Source organism: Streptomyces sp. NPDC050617 (assembly GCF_040654795.1).
Classification (GTDB): domain Bacteria; phylum Actinomycetota; class Actinomycetes; order Streptomycetales; family Streptomycetaceae; genus Streptomyces.
The window spans coordinates 1-19330 of record NZ_JBFAIS010000003.1; the positions used below are offsets into that span (position 1 = coordinate 1).

At 69.5% G+C, this 19330-nt stretch carries 22 protein-coding genes; 13 read left to right on the plus strand and 9 right to left on the minus strand.

The window, feature by feature from the left end:
• Positions 1-1081, plus strand: a 1081-nt coding sequence (locus tag AB0I49_RS05050) for an IS256 family transposase (protein WP_363225444.1), incomplete at its 5' end; no start/stop codon positions are given.
• Positions 1082-1297: 216 nt separating this feature from the next.
• Here AB0I49_RS05050 and AB0I49_RS05055 read toward each other — a convergent pair.
• On the minus strand, positions 1298-1480 hold the full coding sequence (locus tag AB0I49_RS05055) for a hydrophobic protein (RefSeq protein ID WP_363225445.1): 183 nt from the start codon (positions 1478-1480) through the stop codon (positions 1298-1300).
• A 706-nt stretch (positions 1481-2186) separates the two neighbouring features.
• On the opposite strand from AB0I49_RS05055, the gene AB0I49_RS05060 reads away from it, so the two are divergent.
• The 4 genes from AB0I49_RS05060 (at position 2187) to AB0I49_RS05075 (ending at position 3699) form a co-directional block, all read left to right on the plus strand.
• Entirely contained in the window at positions 2187-2465 is a 279-nt protein-coding gene (locus AB0I49_RS05060) for a hypothetical protein (RefSeq protein ID WP_363225446.1), read from the plus strand.
• Between the two features lie 78 nt (positions 2466-2543).
• Entirely contained in the window at positions 2544-2903 is a 360-nt protein-coding gene (locus tag AB0I49_RS05065; RefSeq protein ID WP_363225447.1) for an ANTAR domain-containing protein, read from the plus strand.
• 40 nt (positions 2904-2943) lie between these two features.
• On the plus strand, positions 2944-3300 hold the full coding sequence (locus AB0I49_RS05070) for a PRC-barrel domain-containing protein (protein ID WP_363225448.1): 357 nt from the start codon (positions 2944-2946) through the stop codon (positions 3298-3300).
• Positions 3301-3366: 66 nt separating this feature from the next.
• Positions 3367-3699, plus strand: coding sequence for an ANTAR domain-containing protein (locus AB0I49_RS05075; protein ID WP_363225449.1), 333 nt, complete (start codon positions 3367-3369; stop codon positions 3697-3699).
• A gap of 171 nt (positions 3700-3870) precedes the next feature.
• On the opposite strand, the gene AB0I49_RS05080 is transcribed toward AB0I49_RS05075, so the two are convergent.
• Positions 3871-4524 (minus strand): hypothetical protein, encoded by a 654-nt coding sequence (locus AB0I49_RS05080; RefSeq protein ID WP_363225450.1) that lies wholly within the window; start codon positions 4522-4524, stop codon positions 3871-3873.
• A gap of 139 nt (positions 4525-4663) precedes the next feature.
• The gene (locus tag AB0I49_RS05085) at positions 4664-6007 is read right to left on the minus strand and encodes a diacylglycerol kinase family protein (protein WP_363225451.1); all 1344 of its coding nucleotides are present in this window, start codon (positions 6005-6007) and stop codon (positions 4664-4666) included.
• A 124-nt stretch (positions 6008-6131) separates the two neighbouring features.
• Between AB0I49_RS05085 and AB0I49_RS05090 the strand changes: the two genes are divergently transcribed.
• A complete protein-coding gene (locus tag AB0I49_RS05090; RefSeq protein ID WP_363225452.1) occupies positions 6132-6965 on the plus strand; it encodes a DUF1206 domain-containing protein in 834 nt (277 codons plus the stop codon).
• Positions 6966-7505: 540 nt separating this feature from the next.
• On the opposite strand, the gene AB0I49_RS05095 is transcribed toward AB0I49_RS05090, so the two are convergent.
• From AB0I49_RS05095 to AB0I49_RS05110, 4 genes are all read right to left on the minus strand, one after another.
• Positions 7506-7991 (minus strand): hypothetical protein, encoded by a 486-nt coding sequence (locus AB0I49_RS05095; protein WP_363225453.1) that lies wholly within the window; start codon positions 7989-7991, stop codon positions 7506-7508.
• Positions 7988-8542: a hypothetical protein gene (locus AB0I49_RS05100; protein ID WP_363225454.1), complete on the minus strand. Its 555-nt coding sequence runs from the start codon at positions 8540-8542 to the stop codon at positions 7988-7990. The genes AB0I49_RS05095 and AB0I49_RS05100 overlap by 4 nt, the downstream gene beginning before the upstream one ends.
• On the minus strand, positions 8539-9018 hold the full coding sequence (locus AB0I49_RS05105; protein ID WP_363225455.1) for a hypothetical protein: 480 nt from the start codon (positions 9016-9018) through the stop codon (positions 8539-8541). The genes AB0I49_RS05100 and AB0I49_RS05105 overlap by 4 nt, the downstream gene beginning before the upstream one ends.
• Before the next feature lie 228 nt (positions 9019-9246).
• The gene (locus AB0I49_RS05110; RefSeq protein WP_363225456.1) at positions 9247-10431 is read right to left on the minus strand and encodes a helix-turn-helix transcriptional regulator; all 1185 of its coding nucleotides are present in this window, start codon (positions 10429-10431) and stop codon (positions 9247-9249) included.
• 115 nt (positions 10432-10546) lie between these two features.
• On the opposite strand from AB0I49_RS05110, the gene AB0I49_RS05115 reads away from it, so the two are divergent.
• Positions 10547-11173 carry a flavoprotein gene (locus AB0I49_RS05115; RefSeq protein WP_363225457.1) on the plus strand — a complete coding sequence of 209 codons (627 nt, stop codon included), beginning with the start codon at positions 10547-10549 and terminating at the stop codon, positions 11171-11173.
• A gap of 162 nt (positions 11174-11335) precedes the next feature.
• Here the strand turns inward: AB0I49_RS05115 and AB0I49_RS05120 are convergent, their stop codons facing one another.
• Positions 11336-11839 (minus strand): hypothetical protein, encoded by a 504-nt coding sequence (locus tag AB0I49_RS05120; protein WP_363225458.1) that lies wholly within the window; start codon positions 11837-11839, stop codon positions 11336-11338.
• A 171-nt stretch (positions 11840-12010) separates the two neighbouring features.
• On the opposite strand from AB0I49_RS05120, the gene AB0I49_RS05125 reads away from it, so the two are divergent.
• From AB0I49_RS05125 to AB0I49_RS05140, 4 genes are read left to right on the plus strand one after another with little or no spacing between them, the layout of a single operon-like run.
• Positions 12011-13000: an ABC transporter ATP-binding protein gene (locus tag AB0I49_RS05125; protein WP_363225459.1), complete on the plus strand. Its 990-nt coding sequence runs from the start codon at positions 12011-12013 to the stop codon at positions 12998-13000.
• On the plus strand, positions 12997-13743 hold the full coding sequence (locus AB0I49_RS05130; RefSeq protein ID WP_363225460.1) for an ABC transporter permease: 747 nt from the start codon (positions 12997-12999) through the stop codon (positions 13741-13743). Before AB0I49_RS05125 ends, AB0I49_RS05130 begins: the two co-directional genes overlap by 4 nt.
• Complete coding sequence (locus AB0I49_RS05135) at positions 13740-14867, plus strand: sensor histidine kinase (protein ID WP_363225461.1); 1128 nt, start codon at positions 13740-13742, stop codon at positions 14865-14867. Before AB0I49_RS05130 ends, AB0I49_RS05135 begins: the two co-directional genes overlap by 4 nt.
• Complete coding sequence (locus AB0I49_RS05140) at positions 14864-15466, plus strand: response regulator transcription factor (RefSeq protein WP_363225462.1); 603 nt, start codon at positions 14864-14866, stop codon at positions 15464-15466. Before AB0I49_RS05135 ends, AB0I49_RS05140 begins: the two co-directional genes overlap by 4 nt.
• Positions 15467-15532: 66 nt before the next feature.
• Here the strand turns inward: AB0I49_RS05140 and AB0I49_RS05145 are convergent, their stop codons facing one another.
• On the minus strand, positions 15533-17647 hold the full coding sequence (locus tag AB0I49_RS05145) for a radical SAM protein (protein WP_363225463.1): 2115 nt from the start codon (positions 17645-17647) through the stop codon (positions 15533-15535).
• A gap of 402 nt (positions 17648-18049) precedes the next feature.
• On the opposite strand from AB0I49_RS05145, the gene AB0I49_RS05150 reads away from it, so the two are divergent.
• A complete protein-coding gene (locus tag AB0I49_RS05150) occupies positions 18050-19114 on the plus strand; it encodes an LLM class flavin-dependent oxidoreductase (RefSeq protein ID WP_363225464.1) in 1065 nt (354 codons plus the stop codon).
• Positions 19115-19135: 21 nt separating this feature from the next.
• Positions 19136-19303 (plus strand): thiomuracin/GE37468 family thiazolyl RiPP peptide, encoded by a 168-nt coding sequence (locus AB0I49_RS05155; RefSeq protein WP_106980492.1) that lies wholly within the window; start codon positions 19136-19138, stop codon positions 19301-19303.
• Positions 19304-19330: the final 27 nt, after the last annotated feature.

Genomic DNA, 19330 nt, shown 5'->3' on the forward strand with positions numbered 1-19330 from the left:
GCGCACGACCTGGCGCAACGGGCACCGCGAGCGGGTGCTGACGTCGCAGGCCGGCGACCTGGATCTGAAGATTCCCAAGGTGCGGACCGGCTCCTTCTTTCCCTCACTGCTGGAACGCCGGCGCCGGATCGACCGGGCCCTGTTCGCCGTGGTGATGGAGGCATACGTGCACGGCGTCTCCACCCGCAGCGTGGATGACCTGGTCAAAGCGCTCGGCGCGAATTCCGGGATCTCCAAGTCCGAGGTCTCGCGGATCTGCGGCGAACTCGATGAAGAACTACTCGCGTTCAAGGAACGGCCGCTGGATCACACCGTCTTCCCCTACGTCTTCCTGGACGCGACCTACTGCAAGGCAAGGGTGAATCACCGGATCGCCTCGCAGGCCGTGGTCATCGCGACCGGTATCTCGGCCACCGGGCATCGCGAGATTCTCGGTGTGATGGTCGGCGACAGTGAGTCGAAGCCGTTCTGGACGACGTTCTTGCGCAGTCTGCGGGCCCGTGGCCTGGAGAACGTGCAGCTGGTGATCTCCGATTCGCACAGCGGTCTGGTGGCCGCGATCCGCACCGTGTTCCTCGGCTCGGCCTGGCAGAGGTGCCGGGTTCACTTTGTGCGCGGCGTCTTCTCGGTGATCGAAAAGGGGTCCGCGGAGATGGTGGCCGCGACCATCCGCACGATCTTCGCGCAGACCACCGCCGAGCAGGTCCGCACCCAGCTGGACGTCGTCGCGGACATGCTCGGACGGCAATTCCCGCAGGTCAAAGAAATGCTGCTGGAGGCTGCCGGAGACATCACGGCGTTCGCGGACTTCCCACCGGCGCACTGGAAGAAGATCTGGTCCACGAACCCGCTGGAACGGCTGAACCGGGAGATCAAACGACGGGCCGACGTCGTCCAGGTCTTTCCCAACCCCGCCGCTCTGGACCGGCTCGCCGCCGCGGACCTGGCCGAACTCCACGACGAATGGCAGGTCTTCGCCCGCCGCTACCTCTCCGAAGGCTCCATGGCCGGACTCTTCACCGACCAGCCGGCCCCACCACGAGGGCTTCCCGCACAAACGGAATCCCACGAGCTGGACTGACTACACCACTTCTCGGGACACCATCTCAGTGCCCACGGCGCGTGGCTGCGGCCGTCGGGAAAGTCCCGGTCCCTGGCCAGGTGTGACAGCAGCGCGTCGGCTTCGATGACGGCCTTCTGCGGGGATTCGAAGAACTGCTCCTGAACAGACGCCCATTGAGACACGTAGTCCCGCGGGCCTCAGGCGAAAGCGGCCCTGCCCTGCCTCCGGGGCGGGTCAGCCGTGGCTGCGTCCGAACCGGCGCCTGCCACCGCCGCCACCGCCGCCGCGTCCGCGCATCGCGAAGCCGACGATCCAGAGGATCAGAAGCGCGGCCGCGACGTACCACAGGATCTGCAGGGTAAAGCCGAACCCGAAGACCACCAGGACCAGCAGCAGGAGAAGAATCCACACCATCATCGCCGGGCCTCCAGACCGCGGGAGTATTCCTGGCTTCCGCGGGGTCCGGGCGAAACGGGAAGGAGGAATGCCACGCCCGAACGATCCGGAGCGGCATGGCCCTGCGCCGTGCTGTCAGTCAACGCCCGGTGACTTCCCCTGTCAACGCCCCTTGTCAGCGCCCCCTGAGGGCTGTCGTGCCGAGTGAGCGCGGCCGGGACCGCCGGGGCGCTCGGAGCTTCGACGGGCTCGGCCGGTGGCAGGACGTGGTCCTCCCACCAGGACAGGCCCATGACCGCGGCGAGCAGGACGAAGGGGACCGAGACCGGAACGATCAGCGCGTACATGCGTACCGCCTGTGGTCAGATGCGTGCGACGCGGCGGGCAGCAGGTCGCCGCCCGCATGGAGCGCATCAAGGCCGCGCCGGGATACCGGGCGAGGGGAGGGTGCGGGAGCGGCCACGCTCGTGACGAGGCGGGTTCCGGCAGCGATGCGCACGGTGCGCCCCAGGGGCGCGAGGGCTGTTCGACACTGCCGGGGGCTGGGGCGGCACAACGCACGCTAGCCCCTCCCGCATTTACTGGCCAGATGTCAAGTGGCCATCTACGCCGGCGGGATACACGGTGACGTCGCACGGTATCTACAACGTATAGGCAGGAATACACTGCCAAGTGAGGCCCCGGTCCCCGGCAGCGATGCACCCATTCCGCTCTGGGGAGGCCCGCCGTGTTCGTGCTCCTGTTCATCCTCCTCGCAGTCCTGATCGGGCTCGGCTTCCTCGATGCCCTGTGGTGGGTGGCCGCGGCCGTGCTGGTCTTCGCCCTCGTCCACTACGGCAGGGGCGGCACCCGGGGCTGGAGGCGTGGGAGTGATGCCGAGTACGGGGAATACCGGGACTACCGCGATCGCCAGGAACGCTGGGACCGCCGCTACCGACGCCAGCGCCGAGGGCGCTGGATGCGCCAGGAGCGCCGGGACCGCCAGGACCGCGAACACCGCGGGTGACCTGGGCAATGCCCGTCCGGATACTCCGGGCGGCGTCAGTCGGGCTGGATACGAGGAACTCTGCGAGAGGCACCTGTCATGCAGAGGACGACCACAATTCAAGAGGAACGGTGGAATCTGAGGGTCGAGGCCGCATGGGGAGGCACGCCACCGGGCCGGGACGTCACCGCTCTGCGCAGCGAGATCGACCAGCTGCGCCGCATGATGGCCGGCCGCGCGGTAGTCGACCAGGCATGCGGCATGGTGATGGCCCTGGCCCCCTGCCGCCGCGCGGCTGCGAGGGGACTGCTGGTGGACGTTGCGCGGCAGTGCGATCTCAAACTCCGGGAGGTTGCCGCGGCCCTGGTCGCCACCACGGAGGACACATCGCTGCCCGGGCGGATGGATCGGGCGTTGCGCCGTGGGCTGCGGCGGCTTCACGCGGTGGAACGGCGTTGAGCAGCGTGCTGACGGGATGGGGCCTCAGGAGGGAGACGTCATGATTCACGCGGCCGATGTCCGGGAGTGGCGCGACCTCGCCGTCCTCGACACCGAGGCGCACAAGATCGGTGTCCTCGAAGCGGTCTACGTGGACACCACCACCGACGAACCGGCCATGGCCACCGTACGGACCGGGCTGCCCACCCGGCACCGGTTACTGTTCGTCCCCCTCGACGGCGCGATCGCGGGCCCGGACTACCTCAAGGTCATCTATGCCAAAGCGCTGGTGAAGACGGCCCCCTCGATCGGCACCGACGATGTCCTGCCCGCCGAGGGCGAGGAAGCGATCTTCAAGCACTACGGGCTGCCCTACGCACCCGGCGCGGCCGGTGAGCGGCAGCTCGCCCGCCGCTGAGCGCCTGTGGCAGCTCGGGGCATGCACAGGGCATGGCTCGTTCCGTCGCGTTGTGAGGTAGGCACTATGCGTCGAGCCACCACGCCCTACGCCCCGCAGCATGTGACGGCCGCGACTTCGGCCCTCTTGGACGAGGTCGCCGAACTGCGGGCGGAGAACGAGCAGTTGACCAGGGCGCTGTCGAGCCGCGCGGTGATCGACCAGGCGCGCGGCATGCTGATGGTCCTGGCGCCCTGTACCAGTGAGAGGGCCTGGGATCTGCTGGTGGACTTGTCGCAGCATGGCAACGTCAAACTCCGGGATGTGGCAGCCGCCTTGGTCGGCACGGCCCGGGGCGAACCGCTACCGGCACAGATTCAACGCGAACTGCGCTGTGCATTGAGGCGCCTCCACGGCTGACCTTGACAGCCTGGGCGTGCTGCGGGCGACACCGGGAGCTGTGTTCTCAACTCTCCGGTGCCTTCGTCCGGGTCGACCGTCGGACGCTCCGCTCGGGTATCCCGCCGTACGGCTCCCAAACAAGGGCCCGGTATCGTCCTCCGCGCGTTCCGGGTCCGACCGCGGACACGGCTATTCGGGCCGCTGGGTCCCGGCATTGTGAGCCAGACCGTCGGGATGGTCTGTCGTGCGCTCCCCCAGCCGAAGGATCAGTACGTGTGCCGCTGCCGGGGCGGGCGGCTGCCGGTGGATCTGTCCGATCTCCTGCCATCGCCAGCCTTCGAAGGCGGCGAGCGTGGCGTGATCGGCCTGGTCGACCAGGGTGACGGCCAGTGATGCCTGGTGGTCGGAGAGCAGGCGTTCCTGCATGCGGCGGGCGAGCCCGCGGGCGTTTTCATGCGGATGGACGAGGGTTTCGGTGATCGCGAAGACGTGTCCGGAGGCGGTGAGTTGCTGGAGGTTCTTGGGCAGAGGGCCGTCGAACCCCTGCCACCAGGATCCGTCGCGCGCCACGGGGACTCCGTACGCACAGCCGGTCAGCGCTTCCGCCTCGGCGACCAGCATGTCGAAGCCGGGCTGTCGCACGTCGCGCTCCAGGCGGTGCAGGAACTCCTGGCGACCGTGGAACTCCTCGCCGGAGAGGGCTGCGGAGGATTCCACGTACAGGTCCGCGAGGTCTTCTCGCAGGTCCTCGGCCTGCCAGCGGTTCAGCCGGCGCAGGCGTACGGCGTCCATGGCGGACGGCTGTGAGCTGTCGGGTTCGTGCGGTTGCTGCGGAGTGTTCATGGGCACCTCGGTTCGGGAGACCGGAGATGTGCGGGACGGTGCCGTGCCCGGCCGACGGTGCGCAGCCGGGACCTGGGGCGCCTGTTCGGCAGCATAGCCCCGGACGGCCACTGTGTTGCCGTTCACCGATGACACGGGATCACGGTGAGGCGGGCAGGTAGACGGTGAGGGCGTGGCGCCTTTTGTCGAGGATGAGGGTGTCGGCGGCGGGGCTCACCTCACCGTCCCGGGTGCAGTCAGTTGCCTTTCCCACGCCGTCGATCCGCAGGTGAGTGGCGGTGGTTTCCTGGTAGACGCGCGAGCGAGCGAGGGTTCCGGTGAGGAAGGCCGCGACGAGGCGGGTGCGGGCGAAGGGGTGCTTGCCGTCGACGAGGCGGAGGTCGAGGAGTCCGTCGTCAAGGGTCGGGCGGTAGGAGGGGGCGAAGCCGGGCGGGGCGTAGCGGCTGTTTCCTGCGAAGAGCAGCCACAGCCGCCGGGGCTGTCCGTCGACGGTGACGTCGATGGGGGCGCCGTCGGCGAGGACGCGGAGCAGGCCGATGGCGAGGGCCGGCCATTTGCCGAGGTACGTCTCGCGCGCCTCACGGGCCCGGACGAGTTCGGGGTAGACGCCGATGCTGAAGGTGTTGAGGAAGTAGGCGCGGTTGCCGTCACCCGTGATCCGGCCGAGGTCGACGGTTCCGCCGCGGCCTGCTTCCACGGCTTCGGCGGTGTCCTTCAGGGTCGGCAGCCCGAGGTCGGCGGCGAAGTGGTTGAGGGTGCCGCCGGGGAACACCGCGAGCGGCAGACGGCCGTCGGCGGCCAGCGCGGCCGCCGCGTTGACGGTGCCGTCACCTCCGACGGCCCCGAGCGCACCGCCGCGCGCGGACACGTACGCGGCGGCCTGCCGGAGCACGGTGTGCAGGTCCTCGCCCGCTGCGCAGAGCCGCACGTCCGCTTTCGGCAGGAGAGTGCGCAGTTCGGCTTCGGCCGGGATCTCGCTGCCGGCGTCGCTGTTGACGACCACGACCAGTCCCTCGCCGGACGGCAGGGCGGGGACCGGGATCGTCGGGCGGGCGCTGTCGGCGGGTTCGTCGCGGTGCGGCGGCCACCAGTGGCAGGTGGCTGCCGCGATCCCCATGCCGAACGCGACGTCCGCCAGAACGCGGCCCGGGGCGTGAACTCCCGCCCGGAGGCGGTAGACGGCGATGCTCGCGGCGACGGGAATGAGGGCGGCCCCCAGCCGGGGTGTCTCCAAGGCGGCGGCCGTCGCGAAGGCGGCGGCGCCGGCTGTGCGGTGGGAGGACGCCGCCTCGCTCGGCGGATGCCGGAGCGGCCGGCGCTTGTCGAGCACCTTGGTGGCGGCCTGGATGGCGGCCGAGGCAAGGGCCAGCGAGCCGGTGCCGCGCAAGGCGGCCCGGCGCGTGCTTCGGCCGCCGGTCAAGCCCCTCGCCACCGAGGAGGCGCGCTTCGTGCGTTCGCCGAGACGCGGTTCAGAGGTTCGCATGCCGGCCGAGTACCCCTTCCTGTGGTGAACAGGCTGCTTCGAGAACGGCGCATCACGTCGCCTTGCGGGGGCACTCGGGGCAGCAGGGTGCGCATCGCGCGCCCATGGCCGTGGGGAGGACCCGGTGACGTCGTCTCAAGCACGGGACGCGAGTGGAGGCGCGGGCCCTGCGGCCCACGCCGCCAAGGAGGAGACGCTGACCGCCGCCGGCCGAGCGGGTTTCGTGGCGCGTGGTGTCGTGTACGTCCTCATCGGCGCCCTGGCGCTTCAGATGGCTTTGGGGAGCGGCGGAGAGTCGGCGGACCGCCAGGGCGCGCTCGACCAGATCGCGGCGCAGCCCTTGGGGAAGGTGATGCTGTGGGCGCTGGTGGCCGGCTTCGGCTGCATGGCGCTGTGGCGGGGCTCCCGCGCGGTGCTCAGCAGGGGGCCCGAGCGGAAGGCCGTCTCCCGGCTGCTCGACGGCGGCCGGGCGATCTTCTACGCGTCGGTCTGCTGGGGGACCGCGGTGTTCGCGGCCGGCGGCGGCCAGGGCTCCAGCGGCAACGCGAAGTCGAAGGACTGGACCGCGTCGGTGCTGAAGCTGTCGTACGGCCAAGTGCTGGTGGGGGCCGGGGGATGTCTCCTGGTCGGCATCGGTGTCGTGCTCGCGGTACGGGCGGCCCTGCGCAAGTTCCTGAAACAGCTGGACATGGGTGCGATGAGCCACCGCACACGGCAGATCGTGACCGGCCTGGGGGTGGGCGGCGGCGTGGTGCGCGGCACGGTGTTCGCGGCGGCCGGCGTCTTCATCCTGATCGCGGCCGTCCAGTTCGACGCGGACGAGGCCAAGGGGGTGGACGCCACGCTCCGCAGCTTCACGCAGACCCCGGTGGGCCCCTGGCTCCTGGTCGCCGTCGCGATCGGGCTGATCCTCTTCGGTGTCTTCTCCTTCGCCTCGGCCCGCTGGCGCCTCTTGTGAGCGCGATGCGCGCTTCCGCCCCCACGAGCCAGATGAATCGCAGCACCGCGGGGGAAGGCGCCGCCACGCAGAGCGACACGCGCTGCCTCGAACTGGGCCGGCCGTATTGCCGGCGGTGAAGCGTGGGGCGCAGCCGCTTGTTGTAGCCGGACTGCCTTGAGTTCTGGTAGTCGTCTCAACATCCCAGATCAGGGGATGCGATGGAGTTCGTGATCCGGGAGGACCGGGGGCACGGGGGCTGCCGATGAGAGCTCAGGGACGGTTCACCGGCGGCCCGGTCAGTGGGCGCCTACGAGCCATGCTCGGCATCGGGCTTCAGGAGCCCGCGATCGCGTGCGCAGTGGGGGTGGGCGTAGTCCGGGTATGCGCCGAGCCCGCGGCGGACGAGGATCCGCCGGCAGTCGTCCGGCCACGCGGCCCGGTCGCACACCACGCAGCAGTGGGCCGGCGGCCCGAGGTTCAAGGTCGCGACCGAGAGAGCCCAGTTGAGGCCGACGCACATTCTCGACAGCCCGTCGCCACCGGGCGGGAACCAGACGCTCACGACGTACGACGGTAGGTCACGGGGCGGGCCCGTACGGCATCGTCGACGGCCGTACGCAGGGCCTCCGCCGAGGTGAGTCTCAGCCACGGGCACGGGGACTCGGGGAGAATCCACAGCCGGTCGCCGTTGTACGTGCTGGGCGCCGGTGCGGTGATCGGGCAGCCGACGGGGAGCACCTTCACCTGCTCGACGCCGGCCAGCGTCTGGCCGGCGCCTGCCTCCACGAGCCACCAGGCCGTAGCTTCCGTGCCGCTCAGCAGGTGCGGGCCGACGTGCTGGGAACGGTAGGTGAGGTAGGTGGAGGTCAGGCCGGAGAGGGCGAGCGGCATCTCGACGGTGTCCCAGCAGCGGCCGCTGATGAGCGTGGCCATCTGGCCCTGAGCCCAGAGCGTGCGGACGTCGCGGGGCTGAGGGGAGGAAGCGGCAAGCCAGTGCGCCATCGACGGGTAGCTCGTGCCTGTGGTGTGGCGGGTGGTGTTCATGGGCGGTCCTGGGGGTGCTGGTAGGGGCGGTCCTGCGCGATGCGTACGGAGCCCGCCGAAGCCCGGAACGCGCCGCCGGCGGGTGCCGGGGCCTCGTCCGGCGTGGTGCCCGTCGCCGACGTACGTTCAGGGCCGGGGCTGGCGGATGCGGAGGCGAAGGCCGTTGCGAGGTCGGCGGGGTCGGTCAGGCGGCCGGAGCCGTCCGGCTTCTGGAGCCAGCACCGGCCGTCGCTGAGGCGGTGGGGCGCAGGGCAGAGCAGGCCCCAGCCCGGCGGCTTGACGGTCAGTTCCGGGAGTTCGGCGATAGGTTCGTGGGCGTCCAGGGAGACGAGCCACCAGACGAGGTTTTCCTCGGGGGCGGCGATGGCCGGGCCGAGCCGCCGGGCCGGGCCGAGCAGGTTCATGGCGTCGAGGGAAGGTACGAGCGGGGCCTCGACGACCGTCCACACGGTGGAGGCGATCAGCGCGAGCCGACCGGCCTCCCACGCGCGCCATACCGCCTTGGGACTGGTCGCGCAGGACGCTAGCCAGATGCTGCCCGGACTGGTCACGCTTCAGCTTCCTCGGCAGCGATGTCCGCGCCCGCCGTGATGAGGGCGCGCACTGCGGACGGGGGGCTCAGGGAGTCGGTCGGCGGGGTGATCCAGTGGGCGCGTGGTCCCTCGCAGGCGTGGGGTGCGGGCAGGCCCATGTAGTGGGCTTCGTGGTCGGTGGTGGTGACGCACTCCGCCGCCGTGTCCCACCCGGCGGCGGTCCCAGGCGGTACGAGGATGACGTAGGTCTCGCCGACGAGGGCGACGGGCCCGGTGATGCCGAGGCGGTGGAGTATGGCCCGCACTCGTCCGCCGTCGCTGCCGGCGGCGACCGCGTGCACCAGCGTTGCGGGCAACTTCACCGCGTCCCAAGCCGGTCCGACGAGGAACAGGGCGATACGGCGGCGCCACCATTCTTCCTCGGCCGCGTGCGCCGCCGCCCGGTCGGCGGTCAAGAGCCGGGCCGCTGAGTGGTCCTGTCCCAGAGCGAACATCAGGTGCCTTCCCGTAGCGGGCCAGCACGGCGCTGGTGGTGAGCGCGGTGCTCAGCGCTGTGTTGGTTTCGGTGAGTCAGCGATGGAGGGCGTGAGCCAAGGTCGGGCCCGGTCTCTCAACACGGAACTCGCCGTCCGAGCAGGCCCTGTTCACGCCATTCAGCGTGGGGCAACGGAAGGCCGAGAAGTGTCACTACTCAGTGACACTCGGTTGGTCAACGGTGACAGCTACTGGCCGATCCAGGCGGCCATGTGGGTCAGAGTGTCAGGGCTGCGGCGTTGCAGATGCACAAGGCCCCTGATCGTCTCTCGCGCTCCGGAGTGGTAGCGGGTCTGCTGGGGTGCCAGCTTCCGAGCCTCGATGAGGGACCCGAGTGCGGCGTCGGTGTGTCCCGTCTCCATCTCGCAGCGAGCTCGGTCGATGTAGAAGTGCGCCCGACGAGACAGAGCCCAACTCTTGGGGATGCTGACTTCCTTGGCCTTGTCGATGGCGGCGCCGAAGTGGCCCATCTCCACGTTGGCGGACACCTCGTGGACTGCGACGTTCGTAGGCCCGAAGGACAGCCAGTGGATCTGTCCGGCTTCTCCGGTGCGTTCAGCGAGTCCTCGTGCTTCGGAGAGGTGGGCTTCGACGGCGTCTTCGTGGTGGGCGCGGGCGGCGATGACCGTCGCACCAAGGTGCAACTGTCCACTCACGGCCAGCGCTTCGTCGCTCTCCTCTGCCTGGTCCAAGAAGGCACGTCCGGCGCCGATGAGGCGCAACCCGATGGTGTGCTCACCTTCCCGGAAATACACGAGGGCCCGCATGTACTGGCGGACTGCGGCCAGTAGGGGATCGGAGGCGCGGTAAGCGGCCCAGTCCATGCGGTCGAGAGCAATAGTCGACAGGTCATAGAAACCGAGCTTCACGGTGATGTCGTGGGCAGTGCGATAGGTGGAGGCCAGCGCCTTCCAGAGATCAGTCGACGGCGTTAGGTGCGCTGCGGTAGTGATCTCGGCGATGAGCTGCGGCAGCGTCCTGGCAGCCTGATTGAGACGGGTGGCACGGACGAGGCGGCAGAGTTCCTCGGCGGCGTCGACCAGTTGACCGGCGGGACGAGTGGCCAGGTCAGGGTCAGCCCCGAGGTCGTACAGGTCGAGTGCCTCGCGGATAGGACGGATCAGCCCGTCGAGCCGGTCTTGCTGGAGTTCGGTCACGTAGGGCTGTCCCGTCAGGGCGGTGACGTCGATTCGGAGGACCCTGGCGACGGCGGACACGAGATCAGGGCTTGCCGCCTTGTGTCCGCTCTCCACCTGATGCAACAGGCTGTAGGAGTAGGAAACCCGTGGGGCGAGTTCTCGCTGGGTGAGCCCAGCCAACTTTCGGTGGTGAGCGATGCGCGCGCCGGTGTGGTCATCGTCCAGCCTAGGCATAACAGTCCCCTGTTCCGTGCGTCCACTGGGAACCTACCCGCGCAGACTCGTGCGGGAATGCCTCCGGCCCAGAACCAGCCGGTTCGGGGGCGGAGGCATGTGGTGAGATCGGCCTATGACGACTCGCGTGCTGTACCTGCTGGGGTCTGCGGCCCCGCCCGTGCTGAATGTCGCCGACGTGATCCGTCAGGCTCAGGAGGCGGGGTGGGAAGTTTGTCTCGGCCTGACACCAACGGCCGCCCGCTGGCTAGAGGACCAGTTGCCAGACCTCGTCGCACTGACTGGGTACCCGGTGCGCTCCCAGTACAAGATGCCAGGTGAGCCGGACGTATGGCCGGCGGCGCATGTTGCGCTGGTTGCCCCGGCGACGTTCAACACGATCAATCAGTGGGCATTGGGGCTCACGAACCACTTTGTGGTCGGGTTCGTGGCGGAGGCGATCGGCAAGGGCATTCCTCTTGCGATGATGCCATGTGTGAACAGGGCATTCGCCCAGCATCCGCAGTTTGACCTGTCGGTGGACACACTGCGCGGTACTGGGGTGAGCGTGCTCTACGGCGAAAGCGGCTTCGTCCCGAACGAACCGGGCAAGGGAAGCCCTGAAGGCTTTCCGTGGGACATGGCACTGAGCGAAGCGGCGCGGCTTGCCGAAATTGTGCATGGCCCTGTCGGCGGGGGTGACAGGGCCACGCGCAGTGTGGCAGTTGGCAGAGGCCAGGTAAGACCACCAGCATGCCCCTGACGGCGACCTACCCTTACGGGGTGCCATGCCACGGCGTGGTCACTACCGCCGGATGGTGGCCGAGGCGTCGATACCACGCGCGCTCAGTACATGACACCCGTGGGGGATCACACAGGCACGACGTACGCCCGGCCGCCGTCGTCATGTCGTCGGGTGATCACGCTACGTACGATCTGGCAACACAGGCAATGAAGGGCCGCGCATCATCAGAAGGTCCGCTTTTGCTGCTTTGTGGAAGGAATTCAGGGCTTCGATCACTGCATTCCCTACGTCCTGCGGCGTGGCGTCTTCGCCGGCTGGGTCTCGGGCCAGTCGCAGGACAGCCCACGTTCGTTGGTTGACCACATTGGCGGCTTCGGTTGCGGTCGTGTCCGCCAACAGAACGAGGCCCTCGAAGAGGACTGACCGCTTGGACTCCGCCGCTTCCATCGCAGCCAGTCCAACGGTTTGGTCCTCTTGGCGTTCCTGAGCCCGGAAGACATCCCGCGCGGCCCTGAGCACCTCCTTTACGCATGAGGTGTACTCAATGAACGTATCCAGCTTGCGCTCATCCCAGCGGGTGGCCATCGTGCGTCGGAATCTGGCCCGTTCAACGAAAGTAGTCGCGAAAAACGAGGTAAGGGCACCGATGAGCACACCCACCAGGGTGAGGATCTGACCAGCCATATCGATCAAACTACCGCTGCGCGATGCCGCTTCGACGCGCTTCCTGAGCCGGGAGCCCTGTCCCCTTGGGCAGGCTGAGCTGCGCTGAGCAGCCGGGATGACAATTGTCATTCGCGGTCCGTGACGGCGGATCACTACCCGTGGTGGGCGCCGGGCGGAAGCCTGGTGGGCATGGGAACGACACAGGCGGTGGTGGCGGCCGAGGGGCTGCGGTTTCGGTATGGGGAGACCCTGGCGCTCGACGGGGTCGACTTGCGGGTTGGGGCCGGGGAGTGTGTGGCGTTGCTCGGGCCCAATGGGGCTGGGAAGTCGACGCTGGTGACGATCGCCGTCGGGCTGCGGGCGCCGCAGGAAGGGTCCGTGCGGGTGCTGGACGGGGATCCTCGGCGGGCGGCTACTCGGCGGCGGTTGGGGGTGGCTCAGCAGACGCTCGGCTTTCCCAACACCCTCACCGTGCACGAGCTCGTCACCGGGGCCGCCGTCCGCGGTGGGCTGCGGGCTGCCGCGGCCGGGCCGGTGATGGCGGAACTCGGGCTGAGCGAGTTGGCGCGGCGGCGGGTCTCCAAGCTCTCCGGCGGTCAGAAGCAGCGCGTACAGCTGGCGATGGCGCTGGTCACCGAGCCTGCGCTGCTCGTGCTCGACGAGCCCACGGCCGGGCTGGACACCTCGGCCCGGCGGCACTTCTGGCAGATTCTCGCGCGGCGCCGCGAGCAGGGCACCGCCGTGCTCGTCACCACGCACCTCATCGAGGAGTCCGCCGAGGTCGCGGACCGCGTCGTCGTACTCGACCACGGGCGGATCCTCGCGGACGCCCCGCCCGAGGAGCTCGTCGCCCGGCTGCCCGACCGTACGGTCATCCTTCGGACCCGGCTCGATCCGCGCGAGATCGAGCGGATGGACGGAGTTCTGTCCGTCGCGTCCGAGCACGAGCTCGTGAAGATCCAGACGCGCTCCCCCGAGGACCTGCTGCGCGTCCTGCTCGACCGCGACCCCGAGCTGTCGGAATTGCGGGTGCAGGACGCCGGCCTGGAGGAGGCCGTGTTCGCGTTGACGGACGGAGGCGGCGGAGGCGGCGCAAGCGGCGGGAACGACGGAAGCGGCGGGAGCGGCGGAGGCGACGGAAGCAGCGGAAGCGGCGGAGCGGAAGAGGTGGCGGCGTGAGTGCGCTGGCGGTGCGGATCTTCGGGGTCGAGTTGCGGGACGAGCTGCGGGCCATCGTCCGCGAGCCCACCTCCCTCTTCTTCAGCATCCTCATGCCCGTCGGATTCTTCGTCCTGTTCAACCTCCTGTACGGGCACGGCACCACGCAGGGGCTCTCGGCCGGCACGGCGATGGTGGCGACGTTCGGCACGTACGGGGTGATCACCGTCGCCGCCCTGCAGCCCGGTATCGGCGTCGCCCAGGACCGGGATCTCGGCTGGCTGCGCATGAAGCGGGTGTCCGCGGTGCCGGTGGGGATCAGTCTCGCCGCCAAGGCCGCGGCCGCGCTGCTCTACGGGGTCGGCGTACTGGCCCTGATGGGCGTGGCCGCCGCGGCGTTCGGCACGCTGGACGCCTCTCCCTGGGCGCTGCTGCGGGTGGCGGGCGTACTGCTGCTGGGCACCGTCCCGTTCACGCTGTTCAGCGTGGCCGTCGGGCTGCGGTTCCGTACGGGCGCGACCATCGCGATGCTCAACGCGGTGCTGTTCCCGCTCGCCGTGCTGTCCGGGCTGTGGATCCCCATCCGGTTCCTGCCCTCCGCCGTGCGGCACATCGCGGAGTTCCTGCCCACCTACCACCTCGCCGAGCTCGGGCTCGCCCAGCTCGGCACCGGCACCGCCCTCATCCACGTCCTCGCCCTCGTCGTCACCACCGTCGCCGCCGCCGCCATCGCCGCCATGTCCTATCGTCATGCTCGGATATGAGCAGCCCTGACCTCCCCGAAGCCGGGCCCGCTCCCAGGTCCGCGGCCTCCCGGCTGCTCACCTGGGAGTGGGTCTACCTCGGCTACGTACTCTTCGTCCTCGCCCAGCCCTACTTCTCCCCGCAGCGGGCCTGGTGGGAGTGGCCGCTGGCGATCTCGGTGTGCGCGGCCACCGCCCTGCTGTACGGGACGACGCTGCTCCGCGGCCCGTCCGCGCGCCATATCTGGTCCTCCATCATGCCGCTGGCCGCCGTCGGCGCGCTGGCCGCGCCGTTCAACACCAACGCGAGCGTGCTGTTCATCTACGCGGCCGCCGTCGCCGGCAAGGCGCTCCCCTGGCGCGACGCGCGGCTGTGGTTCGCGGGCCTGACCGTGCTCAACAGCGTCACGGCGCTGGTGTCGCGGGTCCCGATGCCCTACCGGCTGTGGGGCTTCTGCTCGGCGCTCGTGCTGATCTGGGTGATCGGGCTGCTCGAACTCAAGCAGCGCGACCGGCGGCAGGAGCAGGAGAACCAGCGGCTGCGCTCCGCGCAGGCCGAGCTGCTCGCGGCCATCGCGGAGCGCGAACGCATCGCCCGTGACCTGCACGATCTGCTCGGGCACTCGCTCACCGCCGTCGTGATGCGCGCCCAGCTCACCAAGGAGCTGGCGGCGGTCGATCCGGAGCGGGCGCGCACCGAGGCCGAGGAGATCGAACGCAACGCGCGCGAGGCCCTGGCCGCCGTCCGCAGCACGGTCACCGGCTGGCGGCGGACCAGCATCCGCGCGGAGCTGGAGGCGGCGCGGCGGGCGCTGGCCGGGACGGATGTGACCCTGCGGGTGGCCTACGACGACAATCTGATCCTGGTCGCGGCGGCCGAGCACGAGCTGGGGCTCGCGCTGCGGGAGGCGGTGACGAACGTGGCCCGGCACGCGCGGGCCACCATCTGCCATATCGGGCTGGACGCGGACGAGGAACGGGTGCGACTGGTGATCGCGGACGACGGCATCGGCGGTACGGCCCCGGAGGGCACCGGGCTGAACGGGCTGCGCGAGCGCATCGCGAAGCTCGGCGGCGCGGTCCAGCGCACCGGTTCGGCCGGCACGACGCTGACCATCACGGTGCCGATCGGGGCGGCCCGGTGATCCGGGTGGTGCTGGCCGAGGACCAGGGCATGGTGCTGGGCGCGTTCGCCTCCCTGCTGGACCTCCAGCCGGACATCACGGTGGTGGCGACCGCCACCAACGGCGACGACGCGCTGGCCGCGGTGCGCGAGCACCGCCCGAACGTCCTGGTCACGGACATCGAGATGCCCGGCCGCACCGGGCTCGACCTGGCCGCCGAGCTGAACAGGCTGGGCGACCCCACGCGCGTACTGATCGTGACGACCTTCGCGCGCAGCGGCTATCTGCGGCGCGCGGTCGACGCCGGCGTCGCCGGGTACGTGCTCAAGGACGCGCCCATCGGCGAGCTGGCCACGGCGCTGCGCCGGGTCCACGCGGGCGAGCGGGTCGTCGCGCCGGAACTGGCGGTGGCCGCGTGGGACGCGGCCGACCCGCTCACCGACCGGGAGCGCGAGCTCCTGCGCTCCGTCGCGGAAGGGGCGAGCAACGCCGAGATCGCCGCCCGTCTCTTCCTCGCCGAGGGGACCGTGCGCAACTACCTCTCCACCGCCATGGCCAAGCTCGGCGCGCGCAACCGCACGGACGCGGCCCGGACCGCCCACGACCGCGGCTGGCTATAGGAGCCGGCAGGCGAACGCGTCAGGCCCCCACGACCGCGGCTGACTGTAGGGCCCCGGGACGTCACGTCAGGCCGCCGTCGGCAGGCTTACCGGCAGCCTCTCCGGCAGGGCGAACAGCGCGTCGTGCAGCGGCCGGCCCGTCCCGTGCCAGATCGACAGCGCGTACACGCTGATCGGGTAGTGCACCCAGCGCGCCGGCGCCCACACCCTGCCGCGCACGGTGTTCCCCTGCCCGCCCGTGTCGAGGTTCGACGGTACGTCGCCGTCCTCGACCAGCCGCTCCCAGGCCTGCCGCGGCATGGCGAACTCCGCCTCGGCCAGCTCCCCGCGCAGGCTCGCGCGCAGGATCGTCGTCGCCGCGATGTCGAGCGTCAGCGCGCCGTCGACCAGCACGCGGTCGATCTCGAACCCGTCGGCGGCCAGCCCGTCGCACAGCGCGTCCACGGCGGCGGTGAGCAGCTCCGTCGTGGCGCGCTCGGTGGCGACGGCGCGGCACAGCAGCGCCTGGAAGTGCACTTCCTCGGGCACGACGATCTGGTCGCCGATGACCGTCCTGAGCAGCTGCATGTCGAGGGCGGCCGGTTCCCGGTGGGCGACGACGACGTTGCGGGCGACGGCGCGCAGGAACGGGTCGGCGCAGTCGTCGAGCAGGAACGACCAGACCCGCCGGCACAGTTCGACCAGCCGTACGCCCGTCGTCGCGTGGACGACGCGCAGCGCGCAGCGCAGCAGGATCTTCTGGAAGAGCGTCATGGCGACGCGGAACTCCATGCCGCTCGCCCATTCGTCGGCGGTCATGGCCTCGTGCGCGACGACGACGTCGGCGACGAGCTCGGGGTTGGTGACGTCGCCGGGCATCCGACGCGTCGTCAGTTCGTGCTCGTCCTGGAAGGATTCGCGGGAGTACTCGGTGTTGTTGAGCAGCAGCAGCGGATAGATCACCGGCGAGCCGCCTGCGGTCAGCACCTCCTCGACGCCCTTGAGGTAGGACTCGTACGTCTCGCCGGGCAGGCCCCAGATCAGGTCGGTGTACGTGGGGACGTTGAGTTCGCGGAAGCGGGACAGCAGCCGGCGGTAGTGGTCCGTGCGGATATTGGCGCGGTTGGCGATCTTCAGTACGTCCGCGTCGAAGGACTGCGCGGAGAGCGTGATCGCGCCGGTGAGGTCGGCGGCGTGCAGCATGCTCGCGATCTCCACGATGCGCTGGTTGCCGTTCTTCGCCCAGTTGGTGCTGATGATCAGCCGCTTGTCGTAGCGCTTGCTGAGTTCGACGATGTGCTCGGCGATCTGCCGGTCGCGGGCGAGGATGCCGAAGTTCGCGTCCGCGATGAACAGCGTCGCGTCCGTGGGCATCAGCCGGATCAGCCGGCCCAGTTCGGCGAAGATGCGGTCGAGGTCGAACTGGCGGACCTTGGAGTTGGTCGCGCCGCCCCAGTAGCAGAACGCGCACTTGTACGGGCAGCCGCGGTTGGTCTCGTAGACGATCATCGACGAGCCGGTGATCTCCTCGTCGGAGTAGACCGGGGTGAGGATCGGCGAGACGACCTGGTCGAGATCGGTGATGCGGTCCGCGTCCGGGTTGGTGACGACGGCGCCGTCGGCCCAGTGGCTGATGCCGGGGATGGTGGCGAGGTCGCCGTCGGCGAGCAGGCAGCGCATCAGGTCGCGGAAGCGGAGTTCGCCCTCGCCGTGCACGAGTACGTCCACCCAGGGGGCCTCGGCGAACAGCGGGTCCTGCTGGTGGCTGACGTCGTTGCCGCCGACGACGACCCGGCAGCGGGGCCAGCGCTCCTTCACCTGGCGTGCCAGTTCCAGGGATTGGGCGCGGTTCCAGAAGAAGACGGTCAGCGCGACGGCGAACGGCTCGTCCCAGGAGTCGAGCAGCTCCGCCATCGCCCGGTCCCCGCCGCTCTGTTCGCGCACGCAGATCCGGAAGTCGCAGGACGCGTCGAGGACGGGGTCGGCGACGGCGGTCGCCTTCAGATAGCCGAGGGTGACGCTGTACCGGACGCCGTGCATCGCCGTGAACTCGACGAGCTGTACGGACTTCCTGCCGGTGCGCGCCGGTGTCGGGGCGCCCTCGGGCGCCGGCGCCGGCTGCCCGCCGGCGGGGGCGGCTCGCGCGACGTGTGCTGCGGGCTCGGTATGCGGGGCGTGCGGCGTATCCAGCGTGGAGGTCATGGCCAACATCCATCGAGCGGCTTTTCGGTGGCGGCGCGGAGCATTCCCGCATCGGCGCGCATCGGTGCGCTTAATGCACATCGTATACAAACGCGTGCCGTATGCATCTGACGCATGCAGGCGTATGGAGACGTATGCATCGAACGCCACGCTTGCAGTATTGGGCGGACGTGTCAATAACACGCGCTTCGTAGTGTAGGTATCATCGAGGATACCGAGCGAACCTTAAAGAACTTTCAGGTTCGGACCATCGCGGCGAAAGATATTGACGCTCTGGGGGGCCAGATGTAGCGTCAGCCGCGAATCGGTGGCGCCGAGGGGCCCCGAACCGTGCGGGCATAAATCCGGATGGCTATCCGGGTGTCCTTCCGGTTAATACACGGTTGCTAGGGAGTGGTATCGGTGCGCTTCGGGCTTTCCTTTCTTCCCGACTGCACTCCGGAGACGAAATCTCCGCAGACCTATTACAGCGATGCGCTGGAGTTGTCGGTCCAGGGGGAACTGGGCGGCCTGAACTCGGTCAAGATGACCGAGCACTACCTCCACCACTACGGCGGCTACTGCCCGAGCCCCTTCGGCTTCCTGTCCGCCGTGGCCGCCCGCACCCGGTCGGTGCGGCTGATGACCGGCTGCGTGCTGCCCGTATTCCACCACCCGATCCAATTGGCCGCGGAAGCCGCACAGGTCGACGCGATCAGCGGCGGCCGGCTCGACGTGGGATTCGCGCGGGCCTATCTGCCCGACGAGTTCGACGCGCTGGGCCTGGATATGGACGAGAGCGTCGACCGATTCCGCGAGACCATCCGCGCGGTGCTGCGCATATGGACCGAGGAGAAAGTCAGCGAGGATACGCCGTTCTTCTCCTACAGCGACGTGACCGGGCTTCCGCGGCCCACCCAGCGGCCGCACCCGCCGGTCTGGGGCGCCGCCGTGCGCACCCCCGAGAGCTTCAGCTGGCTCGGCGCCGAGGGGCTGGGGCTGCTGATCACCCCGATGATCTCGCCGCACGAGTTCCGCGGCCACCTCGACCTCTACCGCGACGCGTTCCAGGCCGCGCACGGCGCGTCCGGACTCCGCCCCCGCGTCGCGGCCAGCCTGCCGCTGGTGGTCGCGGACACCGACGAGCAAGCTGAGCAGATCGCCGAGACCTACCTCCGCCGCTACCTGGACGTCTGGGCGGAGGCCGTGAACCCCTGGGACCGGCGCGAGTCCTCGGCCTATCGCGGCTATTCCGGCTTCGGCTGGATGCTGCGCGGCCTCCAGCCCAGGAAGCTCTTCACCGAGGGCGGGGTGATCGCCGGTTCGCCGGCCACCGTCATCGACCGTATCCGCGCCTTCAACGACGATATCGGCGGCGTCGACGAAATCCTCTGGCAAATCGATTTCGGAGCGATGCCGCTCGCCGAGGCTGGGCAGACCCTGGAGCTTTTCTGCACCAAGGTGCTGCCCGAAGTGAAAACACTCTGAAAAAGAAAAGAGGTGAAAGACATGGAGGGATTCGACGACCTGGTGCTGGATGACAGCGCCTTCGAGTTGGTGGACCTGGGCGAGGTGGTGCCCGAGTCGGTGACGGCCGGCTACGGCCTGACCGAGCTGTCCGCTTCCGGCGGTGCGAGCAGCTGTTGCTGCTGCTGCCCGTGCTGCTCCTGCACCTGATCCGGGTGCTGATGTTCCGGGCACATG